This is a genomic window from Aquitalea sp. FJL05 (genome assembly GCF_003852595.1).
GTDB classification, from domain to species: domain Bacteria; phylum Pseudomonadota; class Gammaproteobacteria; order Burkholderiales; family Chromobacteriaceae; genus Aquitalea; species Aquitalea aquatilis.
In genome coordinates, this window is record NZ_QAJS01000004.1 from 62,317 (window position 1) to 76,798 (window position 14,482).

Consider the following 14,482-nt stretch of genomic DNA (forward strand, 5'->3'; position numbering starts at 1 on the left):
TCCCCATACCGCTAGTTATTGACCAGATACTGATTCAGTAGTTGAAACAGATCTGCTCTCGCGGTAGGGGACAGACTATGCCCATTGTTCGAATAAATCCGAACGGTCAGATTGTGCTTGTTGTGTTCGGTAAATTTCTGTTCCAGATATTTGACCGATGCCAGAGGCTGGTTGGCATCCTCTGCACCAACGCCTAACAGTATGGGAACGCTAATTGTTAAATAGTCTTCGATAGGGTCGACATCCAGTATGTCGTTCCACCAGTGTATCGGATTGCCAAACCAGTTCCTTTGCAAAGATGCAGACTCATTTTTTATCATTTTGCTAGCTTGATCAATGTCGTATATTTTATTGAGCAAATGATTGTTTTTGAGCTCTTGTAGCGAACGCCTCATGGTGAAACCACCACTTCCAATGATCACTATATGTGTTACGGATGGTAGTTGTGTTGCAGCCTTGATAATTACATTGGCTGCCTCTGAAACGCCGATTAGTACGATGTTTTTCGGTTTGAATGAGAGTTCTGCGCTTTTTGCTTTGACAAAATTGATAAAATCCTGCTGGCGATTTTTAAATATATTTGCTCGGATAAAGTCATCGCCACAGCTATTGATAAACGACAGATCATTTACATATCTTTTATTTAGAGCGTAAAGAGTTGCATTGGCTTTTATTGCCGAAAAATATTGTGGCAATTGGTATTTAAGGCTGGAGCAGCCTGTTGCTGCATAGGTGAATATCGCTGTGTCTTTTTTTATGTCTCCAAAGGCTATTTCGTAATAAATGGCGCTGCCACCATCTGGATAATGAAACAGTTTTCCAGTAGGTGCTTGTTCGGAAAGAGGAGGCAAGCTTTGGCAGCCTAGCAGCAAAACCAATAGCAACGCCTGTAGCAGGTAAATACACTTGGTGAGCATGATATTGGTTTTGTCTGTAGTGTTGATAGTATTTAGCCTTGCGCCTAGCTAAATTCAGGCTTCAGCGGTGGACATCGTGACTGACAAAGGGCTGCTCGGCGCTGGGCATGTTCAGCCAGCCGGGGCGGCGCAGACTGTTGCGAATGTCCTGATAGCCGCTATGCCAGTGCTGGCGCATGGTCTGCAGGCCAAACTGGTAGTCCTTGTAGTGGTCATCGTAAACCTTGTCCTGATAGATCAGATGCACCACGTTCAGGCGCTGGCAGTTGGCGGCGTGCCGGGCGGCCAGAAAGGCTGCCGAGCCATGCTCGCTTTCGGGAACCAGTGCCATCAGCTCGGACAATAGTTCACGGTACTGCAGCTCCTGGCGCAGGACATCGGTCACCATGCGGGTGCGGCTGGAATACTGGATATCCTTCTGCCGCATGGCCACTTCCTTCATATTGCCGGGCAAGTTGCCGCGGGCACTCCACAGGTCCACCTGGAAGGCGAGGGTGTTGTGGCGGTTTTCCTTGCTGATCAGCTGGCTTAGCGGCGTATTGGACACCACGCCACCATCCCAGTAGAACTCGCCGTCGATTTCCACTGCCGGAAAGCCGGGAGGCAAGGCACCCGAGGCGATGAAGTGCTCCGGTCGCAGTTTTTGCCGGGTATTGTCGAAATAGACGAAGTTGCCGCTACGGACATTGACCGCGCCAACCGATACCCGCATCTGGCTGCTGTCGTTGATGCGGTCGAAATCGGCCAGCTGTTCCAGCGTCTGCTTGAGTGGACTGGTGTCGTAGAAGCTGATATCCGCCGGACTGCTGGCATGTTGCATGGCCCAGGGCAGGCGTGGCCGGTAAAAGCCGTTTTGCCCCTCCAGCATCGAGCGCCATGCTTCCCAGCCGGCCAGTAGATGCTGCATGCTGGCCGGCCAGTGCTCGGGGTCCAGCATGGCCAGCGGTGTGGCGGGCAGAATGGGCGGCTGGCAGATGGTTTCCCAGAAGCGGCGCAGCTGGTCGACACGTTTATTGGGCGGATTGCCGGCAATGATGGCGGCGTTCAGTGCGCCAATGGAAATGCCGGCCACCCAGTTGGGGTGCAACTCGGCCTCGGCCAGGCCTTGATACACCCCGGGCTGGTAGGAGCCGAGCGCGCCGCCGCCTTGCAGCAACAGTGCGACAACATTGTATTGATGGCCAGCCGGCAGGCTGGCGCTGTGATAAAGGCGGTGTTGCGGATCGTAGCCAACGCTCATGCAATACTCCGTCTGCACATCGATGTGCGGCTGTTCTGGTTTGCCGAAAGAGGGGAGCCGCCTGTCGCGCCCTTGCCATGGCGCTGGCGGCCCCGTGCATTACCGCTTAGAGCGGCTAACAAAATAGCGTAGCGTCCCTGGGGCAAGGCGCGCCGACGCAGACAGTACACAAAGTACGGCAAGGAGGCGCAACGCAGCAGCAGGGTTTTTGTTAGCGGCTCTTATTGCATATACCAGCCGTGGCTGACTACCACCGACTGGCCGGTCAGTGCCGCGCTGGGGAAGGCCGCCAGGAACAGCGCCGTCTGGGCGATATCGTCCACCGTGGTGAATACGCCGTCCACAGTGTCGCCCAGCATCACATGCTTGATGACGTCCTCTTCGCTGATGCCCAGTGTGGCCGCCTGTTCGGGAATCTGTTTTTCCACCAGCGGGGTGCGCACGAAGCCGGGGCAGATCACATGTGAACGGACATTGAATTCAGCCCCTTCCTTGGCCAGCACCTTGCTCAGGCCCAGTAGCGCGTGCTTGGCGGCGACATAGGCGGATTTCAGTTTCGAGCCTTCATGCGAGTGCACCGAACCCATGTAGATGACGGTGCCACCGCGCTTGTCCTTGTACATGTGGGGCAGGGCGGCGCGGGTGGTGAGGAAGGCACCATCGACATGGATGGCCTGCATTTTTTTCCAGTCGGCAAAGCTGAAATCCACCAGCGGGCTGATGATCTGGATGCCGGCATTGGAAATCAGGATATCCAGCTGGCCAAAGGCATCGACCACGGCCTGGGTGCCGGCGATGACGGCTTCCTCGTTGGTGACATCCATGGCCACGCCCATGGCTTTGCCACCTGCGGCTTCGATTTCACTGGCCGTGGCCTGCGCCGCTGCCAGATTGATATCGGCGATGGCCACCGCAGCGCCTTCGCGGGCATAGGTTTCGGCAATGGCACGGCCGATGCCGCTGGCGGCACCGGTAATCAGGGCAACTTTTCCTTGCAGTTTCATGAGGCTTCTCCTGTTTCAGACCAGATAATCAAACTCGACCTTGCCCAGACCCAGTGTCAGGTCGGCAACATAATGCTTGGCGCCCAGAATTTCCAGCACCGGCAGCTCCGCCACCGGTGCCAGGGCATGGGCAAACAGTGACAGCGCTGCCGGGCCGCTCCAGGCACCGTGTACGGTGACATCCAGCATGGGGAAGCTGACCAGCTCGCAGATGCGCGCCGTGCCATCGACATGGGGGATGATTTTCAGCAGGTAGTTCGGTGTCGTGCGCAGGCTTTCGGCAATGGCCTGCCCATCCAGTTTCCGGTGCTTGTAACCCATGCTGCCGGTGGCTACCCGTACCGGGCCGTAGTCCAGCTCGCCCACCAGGGTGTCGGTGTGCACTTGCAGACGCGGGCTGGCCATCTTCTTGGGAAAACCCCACAGCTCGCGGCCACCGGCGGTTGGCGGGTGGTCGTTCAGGTACATGGCATGGGTGTAGTTGCCCGGTTTCCCCTGGTAGGAAACCGGAATCACCTGGCCGCTTTCGGTGTAGTCGCCAAAGCCGGTGGAGTCCGGCATGCGGATGAATTCGAAATTGACCACCGGCTCGACCATCTGCAGCGGCTCGGGGATGACGGCGCGCAGTTTGTCCGGATCGGTACGGTAGCTGATGATGAAGAATTCCCGCTGGTAAAAGCGGTAGGGGCCGGGTGGAAAGGCCGGGCTGCAAAAGGGCATGGCAAAGGCTTGCCGGCGAATCTGTTCAATATTCATGGCCGTACCTGTAAGGGTGTGCTGCGTTGCTGGAATGCATGCCGCCATGGCCAGCCGGCGACAGCCTGTTAAGGATGTCTGGCGAGGCTCGTCACAGCCAGATCGTGGAGACCGGTCTAATTGTCAGGGATGACTGATTGCAGTTACGTGTCCGGCGCGGTTTTTCACTTGACCGGCAGCGCGTTGATTCGGGTTATCATGCGCTATTAATCGCCGGACGGGCAGGGCCCGCGGTTTGGCTCCATTGCGCTGGTGTTCACCTGCGCCACAAATCAACAACAGAACAGCACACATCATGTCCCAGCATACCTTTTCCCCGGATGGCAACGCCCTGACCAGCCCCAAGGCCTGGTATCAGGCCGCCAGTGAAAAGCCCGGTTTCATTCATGACGCGGCGCAGGCAGCTGCCATCGAAGAGCTTGATGCGCTGTGGCATCAGTTGCTGGAATTCAAAGATAAGCGCAACCGCTTCCTGGGCCGCAGCCTGCGCAGCCCGGATGTGCCGCGTGGCCTGTATTTCTGGGGCGGGGTGGGCCGTGGCAAGAGTTTCCTGATGGATGCCTTCTATGCCTGTGTGCCGTATCGGCGCAAGCGCCGCATTCATTTTCACAATTTCATGGCCGAGGTGCACCGCGAGCTGCGCCTGCTGGCTGGCAGCAAGGACCCCTTGCTGGCCTATGCCGACAAGATCGCCCGCGATACCCGGCTGCTGTGCTTTGACGAATTCCATGTCAGCGATATTGCCGATGCCATGATGCTGGGTCGCCTGCTCAGTGCGCTGTTTGAGCGTGGCGTGGTGCTGGTGACCACGTCCAACTATCCGCCGGATAATCTTTATCCCAATGGCCTGCAACGGCAGAACTTCCTGCCCACCATCGAGTTGATCAAGCGCGAACTGAATGTGCTGAACGTGGATGGTGGCAATGATTACCGCCTGCGCGAACTGACGCGCGAGCCCTTGTTCATGGTGCCGGACGATGCCGCTGCCGAGGAGCGCATGGAGGCCATGTTTGCCCGGCTGAGCAGCGAGACGCTGATTGCCAAGCAGGAAATCGAGATTCTGGGCCGGCATATTCCGGTGAGGAAGCTGGCACCAGGTATGATCTGGTTTGATTTTCCGGCCATCTGCGACGGCCCGCGCGCCCAGACCGATTACCTGGAAATCGCCACCGAATTCCACACGGTATTCATCAGCGGCATCCCCAAGCTGCAGGCCAAGGATGCTTCCATTGCGCGGCGTTTCACCTGGCTGGTGGATGTGTTTTACGACAATCGGGTGAAACTGATTGCTTCGGCCACAGTGGAAATCGACGATATCTATACCGATGGCGTCCAGGCCAGCGAGTTTTTCCGCACCGCCAGCCGGCTGACCGAGATGCAGTCCAAGAGCTATCTGGAGCTGCCGCATCAGAGTGCCGGCCAGACCCACGACCAGCCGCCGCCGGGTGTGGTGATCTGAGCCACCGTGCTTTGCCATCCACGGCCAGACTTTGTCTGGCCGTTTTGCTGTCAGGCTGCCGGGATGTCGTCGATCAGCGCCAGCAGGTCGGTCAAACCGACCTCGGCACCCAGTTGGGTGAGCAGTGTCGTTGCCTGGCCGCGATGATGGGTCTGGTGGTTGAACAGGTGCAGCAGCAGGGCGTGGAAGTTCTTGCGCTGCGCCACGCCCTTGGTGTTGTGATAGGGGAGGGCTACGTCGAGGTGCGCTTCCTGCAGCTCGGCGCACAGGGTGATGATGATGTGGTCCAGCTGCTGGCGGCGGGCCAGCAGGGCTGGCAGCTCAGCAAACAGCAGGCCGTCCAGCGAGGCCGGACGGGGAATGTCCTGCACCGGCTGCAAGGCAGCAAAAGCCGCCGGATGGCCGGCGTAGCGCTGCAGCCATAGCGTGTCACCCACCACGATATGGTTGAGCGTGCCCAGCAAAGAGCCGAAAAATGCGCCGGTATCGCGTGTGACTGCCTCGGCTGGCAAACTGGCTGCCGCGGCATACAGCTTGTCGTTCATCCACTGGTTGTAGCGGGCTTGCAGCGCAAGCTGTTCGAGTCGCTTCATTGTCCCCTCCTGAAAACAGCACCATAGCGCAGCATCTGCAGGAATGACAGGCAAAACAAAAGCGGCCCGTGGGCCGCTTTTTGCATGACATCAAGCAGGCGATCAGGCGCGCTTCTTGAATTCGCCAGTACGGCTGTCGATTTCGATCTTTTCGCCGGTCACGACGAAGGCCGGAACCTGTACTTCGAAAGTGGTACCAACCAGACGAGCCGGCTTCAGAACCTTGCCCGAGGTGTCGCCACGTACGGCCGGTTCGGTGTATTCCACTTCGCGAACCACGGTGGTCGGCAGTTCTACGGAGATGGCCTTGCCATCGTAGAAGGTCACCTGGCAAACATCTTCCATGCCATCAACGATGTAGTTGAGTGCATCGCCCAGGTTGTCGGCTTCTACTTCGTACTGGTTGAATTCGCTGTCCATGAAGACATACATCGGGTCAGCAAAATAGGAGTAGGTGCAATCCTTGCGATCCAGAACCACGACGTCGAACTTGTCGTCAGCGCGGTAAACGGCTTCGGAGCCGGTGCCGGTCAGCAGGTTCTTCATCTTCATTTTTACAACGGATGCGTTGCGGCCGGATTTGCTGAATTCGGCTTTTTGCACGACCATCGGGTCGTTGCCTACCATGAATACGTTGCCAGCGCGGAGTTCTTGTGCGGTTTTCATTGCTTGTAAAGTCCCAAACTCTTGATTGAACTCGGAAATCGGTTTCCGAAAAACGGACTATTTTAGCCGGTTTTGTATGAATTGCACCAGCCGCATCCCCAAGTCTCCTTGCTTGAGCAACTTGTCCGGCCAGTTGCGGCTGTGCTGGTGCCATTGCGGCAGGCGGTTTTCCAGTTGCTGCCAGGCTGCCACCATGCCCTGGCCGTGGTTCCAGGCATGGCTGGCGGCCTTGATGGCCGCCGCGGTGTCAGTATCCAGCTCGGCGCAATAGTGTGACAAAAAGGCATCAAGCTTCACCATGTGTGCCGCGTCTTCCTGTGGGTAGATGTGCCAGACGAAGGGCCGGCCGGCCCATTGCGCCCGCACGAAGCTGTCTTCCCCACGTACGAAGTTGATATCACACGACCACAGCGTCAGATCGTAGCTGTCCTGGTCGGTCATCGGCAGCACATGCACGGTCAGCGCGCCACGCGTGGCATGCTGCCCGGCCTGTAGCGGCCGCCCCAGCACCGCCTCGACATCGGCCAGCACCTTGCCCTCCGGCACCATGCAGTGCACCGGCATCTGGCTGCGCGTCCAGTACTCCAGCAGCGCGCGTGCGGCCGGGTTTTCATAAGCAAACAGGCTGACGCGCCATTCTTCCGGCTGCTTTTCCGGGATGTCGAACATCTGCCAGAAGGCGCGTTGGGCCAGTTTGTCCTGTTGCCAGCGCTGGCGGGTGGCGATCAGGCCGTCCTCGCACAGCAGGCCGCCGGTGCTGTCGCTAAAGCCGGGAAAGAAAAAGTACTTGGTCAGCGGCAGGCGCGGGTGGGGCGAGGCCATGCCATGGCAGCCGGCCACCCAGTCCTCCGCCGACAGGTATTCCAGATTGATCCACACCGGTGCTGTGGCGGATGCGGCCATGGCCTGCTCAACGGCGTCCGGCAGGCGGCAGCCGAAGGCTTCGATCACCACCTGTGCCGGCTGGTAGTCGGCAAAGCCGTCGTCCTGGCTCCAGCGGCGGATTTCGATGTCGTCCACCTGCTGTAGCGGGCTGGCCGGGTCCAGCAGCGGGGCGATGCGGGAAAAACTGGCCAGATCATCCACCCACAGCCGCACCGGGTGGCCAAAGTCGTGGGCCAGCCGGCGGGCCAGTCGCCAGGCGACCCCAATATCACCGTAGTTGTCGATGACGGTACAGAAAATATCCCAGCTGAGGCGTGCGGTGTGTGGCATGGCGGCATGATGAAATGAGGGCAGGCGCAGCATAGCACGGGCTGCTTTAGCCTGTGCTGGCGTGGCAGCCCTGTCATCCTGCGCACACAACTTTGCTAACAACATGCGGATAACAGTATTTGATAAAACAGTTAAAATGAAAGCTGGTGCGTACAAGAAGAGTGTCATGAGCACAACTGATCAGAATTCTGGAAATCCCCCGTCGCCGGGCAAGCCATCGCGCTGGCGGCGCTGGCTGGCCGGCCTGCTTGGCTTCATCCTGCTGTGCTGGGGGTTTCTGGCGGGCATTGCACCGGGCATCGTACAGAGCCAGGCCAGCAAATGGGCTGCCGGCATTGGCCGCCAGCTGAACCTGGGCGAAGTCTCCATCAATCCGTGGAAAATGGCGGTGGAAATACGCCGGCTGCAACTGGCCGAGGGCAAGGGCGAGCCGCTGTTCGCCGCCGACCGTGTCTATGTCAATTTCGATCCCACCGCGCTACTGCTGGGGCGCTGGCAGCTGTCGGAGTTTTCTGTGGATGCGCCCAAGCTGTGGGTCAAGCGTGATGGACAGGGACAGTGGAACTGGGCGCGCTTCATCAGCGATGCCAGTGGTCCGGCCCAGCCGAAACAGCAGGACAGTGCCGCCCCCAAATTCCTGCTGCAGGCGCTGGCCATCCGCAATGGCCAGGTCATGGTCAACGACCAGCTGGCCGGCAGCAGCGAGCAGTTCAAGGTATCGCCGCTGAATCTGTCACTGACCGATCTGTCCACCCTGCCGGAAGCCGGCGGCTATCGCCTGCATGCGGCGCTGGGTGATGGCACCCAGCTGGACTGGAAGGGCAGCCTGCAATTGCAGCCGCTGCAATCGACCGGCCAAGCCAGCATCCGCGGCTTTACCCTGGCCAGCGTGTGGGACTACATCAAGCCACAGTTCAATATCGCCAAGCCGCAAGGCGAGCTGTCGGCCCAGGCTAGTTACCATTTCGACATGAGCGGCAAGCGCGCCCAGTTGCAGATCAGCCCCTTCACGGCCCAGCTCAAGGGCTTGCTGATGCAGGCACCTGCAAGCCAGCACCATTTTTCCCTGCCCACCCTCAATGTGATTGGTGGCAGCTTTGATCTGCAAGGCAGCCGCCTGGCCATCAAGCAAGTGGCGCTGGAAGGCGGCAGCCTGGACGCAATGCGCATGCAGAACGGTTTGATCGACTGGATGATGGCGCTGCCGCAGCAGTCCTCAGCCGCGTCGGCTACCCCTGCGCGCAAGAGTGCGCCGTCGCCATGGTCGATCGCGGTGGACGATATCAAGCTGGCCAACTGGCAATACCGGTTGACCGATGCCGGTTTTGCCACCCCCTTGCAGCTGTCGGCCTCCTTGCCGCTGCTGCATGCCCGTTTTGCGCTGGACCCGAAACAGGGCTTCAGCGTTGACCGGCTGGCGGCCGAGCTGGCTGACATCAAGCTGGGCAATCACGAGCGGGAAGAGCAGATCACGCTGGCCAAGGCCACGCTGCAGCCTTCGCGCATTGTGCAGCACGATCTGCTGATCGAGCCGGGTGCGCTGGATTTGCAGGGCCTGCGTGTTGCGGTGGAGCGTAACAAGCAGGGGCAATTAAACCTGGCCCGGCTGTTTGCACGCGGCAAGGCCAATCCGCCGGCCAGCCAGCCGGCGCATGCCGACAGCAAAAGCCAGCCCGGCTGGCAGTTGCATTACCCCACGGTCAAGCTGACGGATGGCCAGTTGGGCTGGACCGACCAGACCCTGCCACGGCCAGTCAGTGCCACGCTACGCGCGCTGAACGCAACGTTACAGGCTGATGCGGCCGGACAGCTGGCACTGGAGCTGGCCGGCCAGCTGGAGTCCGGCCAGCTCAAGGCAGCGCTGCAACTGGACCCGGCCACGGCCGCGGTCAAGGGCAAGGTGAATGCCCAGGCACTGCCGCTGGCACCGTTTGCACCTTATGGCCTGTCCGGTACGCCGCTGCGCATGAATGGCGGCCAACTGAATGCCCAGCTGGACGTGGAGTCGGCCAGCAAAGGCTGGAAAGTGGCTGGTACCGCCGGTATCAGCAGCCTGGCCATCATGGAGCCGGGTGAGAAACTGCCGTTGCTGGGCTGGCGCAATCTGCGGGTCAATGGCATCCGTGCGCAAAGCACCCAGGCCTTACCGCTCAGCGTGGCGGTGCAGGATGTGCAGCTGGAAGAACTGTCTGCCCGCTTGATTCTGGATGCCCAGCGCCAGCTCAACTGGCAGCGCATTTTTGCGGCCAAGGCTGCGGCAGCGCCGAAAACCGCCGTGGCGGCCAAGCCGTCTGCTGCCAGCAGCATTCCGCCGGTGGAAATCCGCAGCATTCATCTGAATCGCAGCAAGGTGCAGTTTGCCGACCAGAGCATGAAGCCGAACTTTGCCACCCAGATGCACCATCTGCGTGGCTCCATCCAGGGCTTGTCCACCCGTCCTGGCCGTACCGGCACCATTACCCTGGATGGCGATGTCGACCAGTATGGCGATGTGCGGGTGCGTGGCGCGCTGGCACCGCTGGCGGTAACCGACAATACCGATGTCACCCTGTCTTTCCGCAATATTCCGCTGAACAACCTCAATCCCTATGCCACTACCTTTGCCGGCTGGCGCATCAATGACGGCCGGCTCACTGTCGACCTGCACTACCTGCTCGACCATCGCCAGATGAAGGGGCAGAACCGGGTGGTGATCAACACCATCCTGTTGGGCGACGAGGTGCCGGACTACAAGGGAACGCACCTGCCGCTGCGGCTGGCCGTGGCCCTGCTGGAAGACAGCGATGGCAAGATTGATCTGGACCTGCCGGTCGCCGGCAGTCTGGATGATCCGCAGTTCAGCTATGGCCAGATCGTGTGGAAGGCGCTGGTGAATGTGCTGACCAAGGTGGTGACCGCACCGTTCCGGGCATTGGGCGCACTGATGGGCGGCGATGGTTTCGACAATGTGTTTTTCATTCCGGGTGAAGCCAATGTGGCCCCGCCCGAGCGCGAGAAGCTGGAAAAAGTGGCTGCGGTGATGGCCAAGCGTCCCAAAATGCAGTTGCAGATCGCTGGCAGTTTTGACCCTGCGGTTGATAGCAAGGAGCTGGCCCGCGCCCGTATCGACAGCGCCATCCTGCAGGTAGCCGGGCGCAGCCTGTTGCCTGGCGAGCCGTTGCCGGTACCGGATCTGGCCGATCCCACCATGCTGGATGCCATCAAGACGGTCTATGCCAAACGGCTGGGCCGGCTCAAGCTGATGGGCCATACCCTCAATCCGGGTGGCCCGGCGGCCAGCGCCCTGGCCAAGCTGTTGCGCGGCGAGCTGATTGCGGCCGAGAAAGTGGACGATGCCGCCTTGCAGGCACTGGCGCGCCAGCGTGCCGAAAATGCCCGCAAGGTGATGATGCGGATTGACAACACTTTGGCCGAACGCATCACCCTGGGCGAACCGGCCAAAACCCGCGCCGAACGGGACGGCATCGCCATCGGCATCAAGCTGGGCAGCAAGTAGAGCATCATTCGGCTTGATGTCCATCAATAAACGGCGTAACTACATATGGTGTAGTACGCCGTTTTCTTTTGCCAGATGTTGTGGCTAGTGTGGTCTGCCCGGTACACCCGCTCCAGAGAATGTCAAGGTGTGCATTGCTTGGCTAACAGGCGTAGAGTGCATGAGTTGCCGCAATGGCAAGGCTGCAGAAGTCAGGAAAATTCTCAAAAATTTCAGGAAATCGAGGGGCCGGAATGAAGCGTGAAAACAGTGCGGTCATGCTGGAGCAGGATATCTCGCGTGAGGTATTGCTGGAAAAGTATGCCAAGGGTGATGAGCAGAGTGTCAGCGAAGTCAGACAACGGGTAGCGCGCGCACTGGCGGCGCTGGAGCAGGACCCGGCCCGCTTCGAACCGCTGTTCTTCCAGGCGCTGGACAATGGCTTCATTCCTGGTGGCCGCATCAACTCCGCCGCCGGCACCGACTTGCGCGCCACGCTGATCAATTGCTTTGTGCAACCGGTGGGCGACTCGGTGTCCGAGCCGTCCAATGGCAAGGCCGGCATTTATGAGGCGCTGCTGCAGGCGGCCGAAACCATGCGTCGTGGTGGTGGCGTCGGTTACAACTTCTCGCGTATCCGCCCCAAGGGCGCACGGGTGAAGGGGACCAACAGCCGCGCTTCCGGCCCGGTGTCGTATATGCGGGTGTTCGACCGCAGCTGCGAAACGGTGGAATCGGCCGGCGCTCGCCGTGGCGCACAGATGGGGGTGCTGGATGTCAGTCACCCAGATGTGGAGGACTTCATCCACGCCAAGGACAAGGGCGATCTGCGCAATTTCAATATTTCGGTGGGCGTGTCGGACGCCTTCATGCAGGCGGTGGAGGCGGGTGCCGAGTGGGAGTTGACGCACAGCGTGGAGCCGGCGACCGATGCCTTCCCCGGCCACTACCAACGTGCAGACGGCCTGTGGGTGTATCGCACCATTCCGGCACGCGATCTGTGGAAACAGATCATGGAGTCCACCTATGACCACGCCGAGCCGGGCGTGCTGTTCATGTCCAAGATCAACCTGGACAACAACCTGTCTTATTGCGAAGTCATTGAGTCCACCAACCCCTGCGGCGAGCAGCCACTGCCGGACTACGGCTGCTGCGATCTGGGTTCGGTGAATCTGTGCAAATACGTGCGTCAGCCCTTTGGCGGCAAGCCCAGCTTCGACTTCGCTGCCTTCGACAGCGTGGTGCGCATGTCCATCCGCATGCTGGACAATGTGCTGGACCTGACGGTGTGGCCGCTCAAGGAACAAGAACGCGAAGCGCAGTCCAAGCGCCGTGTCGGCCTGGGCTTCACCGGCCTGGGTGACGCATTGATCATGCTGAAAATCCGCTACGACAGTGAAGAGGGTCGTCGCTTTGCTGCGCGCATCTCGGAAACCATGCGTGATGCCGCCTATGATGCCTCGGTGGATCTGGCCATCGAGAAGGGTGCTTTTCCGCTGTTCGATGCCGACAAGTATCTGGCGGAGCCGCATTGCGCCAGCCGCCTGCCGGACAGCATCAAGGCACGCATCCGCAAGCATGGCATCCGCAATTCCCACCTGCTGTCCATTGCCCCCACCGGCACCATTTCGCTGGCTTTTGCCGACAATGCCAGTAACGGCATCGAGCCGCCGTTCTCCTGGTTCTACACCCGCAAAAAGCGCATGGCCGATGGCAGCACCCAGGAATACCTGGTGGAAGACCACGCCTATCGTGTCTACCGCATGCAGGGTGGCGATACCCAGGCGCTGCCGGATTATTTTGTTTCGGCGCTGGAAATGAGCGCGCTGGATCATATGCGCATGGTGGCTGCCGTGGCCCCGTATATCGATACCGCCATTTCCAAGACAGTGAACGTGCCGGCAGATTACCCGTTTGCCGATTTCGAAAGCCTGTATCTGGAAGCCTGGCGCAACGGCCTGAAGGGCATTACCACCTATCGCCCCAACAGCGTGCTCGGTTCGGTATTGTCCATCGAGCCGGCCAAGGAAACCGCCAAGGAAGCGCCGCAAGACCTGTCCGCCAGCCAGGATGGCGATCCGGACCGCCGCATTACCCTGAATACCGCGCCCAGCCCGGCGCTGGCCAGCCTGAAGTGGCCGAACCGGCCCAAGCTGAAAGAGGGCAACCCGTCCTGGACCTATATGGTGGAAGGCCCCGCCGGCGATTTTGCGGTGGTGGTGGGGCATGTGGAAAACGGCCGCATCACCCCGTTTGAGTGCTGGGTGAATGCCACGGAAGAACAACGTGGCCTCGGTGCCATTGCCAAGACCCTGTCCATGGACATGCGCTGCCGCGATCACGCCTGGCTGTCGGCCAAGCTGGAGGCGCTGTCGCATACCAATGGCGACAAGCGCTATGCCTTCGAACTGGGCGAGCGTACCGTCTATGCCACCTCGGCAGCCGCAGCACTGGGCCAGGTGGTGCGCCACCGCGTGGAGCAACTGGGCGCGCTGACTGCCGAGCAGCACGAGCCAACCCCGGTGATGGATGCGTTGTTTGCCCGCAAGGAGCCCAAGTCCGGCACCGATGGCACCATGAGCTGGTCGGTGGATGTCGCCAACCCGCAAACCGGTGACGACTTCGTACTCTTCCTCAAGGAACTGGTCTTGCCCAACGGCCAGCGCCGTCCCTACTCGGTATGGCTGGCCGGCAATTACCCGCGTGAACTGGATGGCCTGTGCAAGATGCTGTCGCTGGACATGCGCGTGATCGACCCCGCCTGGATCGGCATGAAGCTGCGCAAGCTGCTCAGCTATGCCGAGGCGCAGGGTGATTTCTTTGCGCGTATCCCCGGAGTGGAAAAGTCACAGAGCTGGCCCTCCACCGTGGCCTATATGGCGCAGCTGATGATTCACCGCTACGCCATGCTGGGGGTATTGACCCGCGATGGGGTGCCGCTGGAAGAAATGGGGGTGATGGTGCCGGAGCAGAGCGATCTGTTCAGCCCGGAAACCACCGCCCAGCCGCTGCTCAAGCCGCTGTCCGGCAAACCCTGCCCTGAATGTGGCAACCATGCGCTGATCAAGAAGGATGGCTGCGAGTTCTGCACGGCCTGCGGTCACGTAGGGGCTTGCGGCTAAGGCTTGCTGTTGTCAGACCAAGCAAAACGCCGATC

Annotated in this window: 10 protein-coding genes; 3 read left to right on the plus strand and 7 right to left on the minus strand. The window is 59.9% G+C overall.

The annotated features are described in order from the left end of the window. Window positions 1-11: 11 nt before the first annotated feature. From DBR44_RS03265 to DBR44_RS03280, 4 genes are all read right to left on the minus strand, one after another. Window positions 12-917, minus strand: coding sequence for an acyl-CoA thioester hydrolase/BAAT C-terminal domain-containing protein (locus DBR44_RS03265; protein ID WP_124642029.1), 906 nt, complete (start codon window positions 915-917; stop codon window positions 12-14). A 61-nt stretch (window positions 918-978) separates the two neighbouring features. After that, entirely contained in the window at window positions 979-2,157 is a 1,179-nt protein-coding gene (locus tag DBR44_RS03270; protein WP_124642031.1) for a patatin-like phospholipase family protein, read from the minus strand. A gap of 221 nt (window positions 2,158-2,378) precedes the next feature. Continuing rightward, window positions 2,379-3,161: a 3-hydroxybutyrate dehydrogenase gene (locus tag DBR44_RS03275; RefSeq protein ID WP_124642033.1), complete on the minus strand. Its 783-nt coding sequence runs from the start codon at window positions 3,159-3,161 to the stop codon at window positions 2,379-2,381. 15 nt (window positions 3,162-3,176) lie between these two features. Further along, on the minus strand, window positions 3,177-3,917 hold the full coding sequence (locus DBR44_RS03280; RefSeq protein ID WP_124642035.1) for an acetoacetate decarboxylase: 741 nt from the start codon (window positions 3,915-3,917) through the stop codon (window positions 3,177-3,179). Window positions 3,918-4,212: 295 nt separating this feature from the next. Between DBR44_RS03280 and zapE the strand changes: the two genes are divergently transcribed. Beyond that, entirely contained in the window at window positions 4,213-5,376 is a 1,164-nt protein-coding gene (gene zapE / locus DBR44_RS03285; protein ID WP_124642037.1) for a cell division protein ZapE, read from the plus strand. A gap of 50 nt (window positions 5,377-5,426) precedes the next feature. Here zapE and DBR44_RS03290 read toward each other — a convergent pair whose 3' ends face one another. The 3 genes from DBR44_RS03290 to earP form a co-directional block, all read right to left on the minus strand. Beyond that, entirely contained in the window at window positions 5,427-5,969 is a 543-nt protein-coding gene (locus DBR44_RS03290) for a DinB family protein (RefSeq protein WP_124642039.1), read from the minus strand. A 102-nt stretch (window positions 5,970-6,071) separates the two neighbouring features. Beyond that, a complete protein-coding gene (efp, locus tag DBR44_RS03295) occupies window positions 6,072-6,635 on the minus strand; it encodes an elongation factor P (protein ID WP_103525153.1) in 564 nt (187 codons plus the stop codon). Window positions 6,636-6,692: 57 nt separating this feature from the next. Further along, window positions 6,693-7,883: an elongation factor P maturation arginine rhamnosyltransferase EarP gene (gene earP, locus DBR44_RS03300; RefSeq protein ID WP_233578337.1), complete on the minus strand. Its 1,191-nt coding sequence runs from the start codon at window positions 7,881-7,883 to the stop codon at window positions 6,693-6,695. Between the two features lie 133 nt (window positions 7,884-8,016). Between earP and DBR44_RS03305 the strand changes: the two genes are divergently transcribed. Together DBR44_RS03305 and DBR44_RS03310 are read left to right on the plus strand one after the other, a co-directional pair. Beyond that, on the plus strand, window positions 8,017-11,346 hold the full coding sequence (locus DBR44_RS03305; RefSeq protein WP_158613546.1) for a DUF748 domain-containing protein: 3,330 nt from the start codon (window positions 8,017-8,019) through the stop codon (window positions 11,344-11,346). Window positions 11,347-11,579: 233 nt separating this feature from the next. Further along, window positions 11,580-14,447 (plus strand): adenosylcobalamin-dependent ribonucleoside-diphosphate reductase, encoded by a 2,868-nt coding sequence (locus DBR44_RS03310; RefSeq protein WP_124642044.1) that lies wholly within the window; start codon window positions 11,580-11,582, stop codon window positions 14,445-14,447. Window positions 14,448-14,482: the final 35 nt, after the last annotated feature.

What these genes read in the sequence shown, in the direction of transcription:
- DBR44_RS03290 (WP_124642039.1), bottom strand. Translation starts at nt 5,969, where the DNA reads ATGAAGCGACTCGAACAGCTTGCGCTGCAAGCCCGCTACAACCAGTGG.
- DBR44_RS03310 (WP_124642044.1), top strand. Translation starts at nt 11,580, where the DNA reads ATGAAGCGTGAAAACAGTGCGGTCATGCTGGAGCAGGATATCTCGCGT.
- DBR44_RS03305 (WP_158613546.1), top strand. Translation starts at nt 8,017, where the DNA reads ATGAGCACAACTGATCAGAATTCTGGAAATCCCCCGTCGCCGGGCAAG.
- DBR44_RS03265 (WP_124642029.1), bottom strand. Translation starts at nt 917, where the DNA reads ATGCTCACCAAGTGTATTTACCTGCTACAGGCGTTGCTATTGGTTTTG.
- zapE (WP_124642037.1), top strand. Translation starts at nt 4,213, where the DNA reads ATGTCCCAGCATACCTTTTCCCCGGATGGCAACGCCCTGACCAGCCCC.
- efp (WP_103525153.1), bottom strand. Translation starts at nt 6,635, where the DNA reads ATGAAAACCGCACAAGAACTCCGCGCTGGCAACGTATTCATGGTAGGC.
- DBR44_RS03270 (WP_124642031.1), bottom strand. Translation starts at nt 2,157, where the DNA reads ATGAGCGTTGGCTACGATCCGCAACACCGCCTTTATCACAGCGCCAGC.
- DBR44_RS03280 (WP_124642035.1), bottom strand. Translation starts at nt 3,917, where the DNA reads ATGAATATTGAACAGATTCGCCGGCAAGCCTTTGCCATGCCCTTTTGC.
- DBR44_RS03275 (WP_124642033.1), bottom strand. Translation starts at nt 3,161, where the DNA reads ATGAAACTGCAAGGAAAAGTTGCCCTGATTACCGGTGCCGCCAGCGGC.
- earP (WP_233578337.1), bottom strand. Translation starts at nt 7,883, where the DNA reads ATGCTGCGCCTGCCCTCATTTCATCATGCCGCCATGCCACACACCGCA.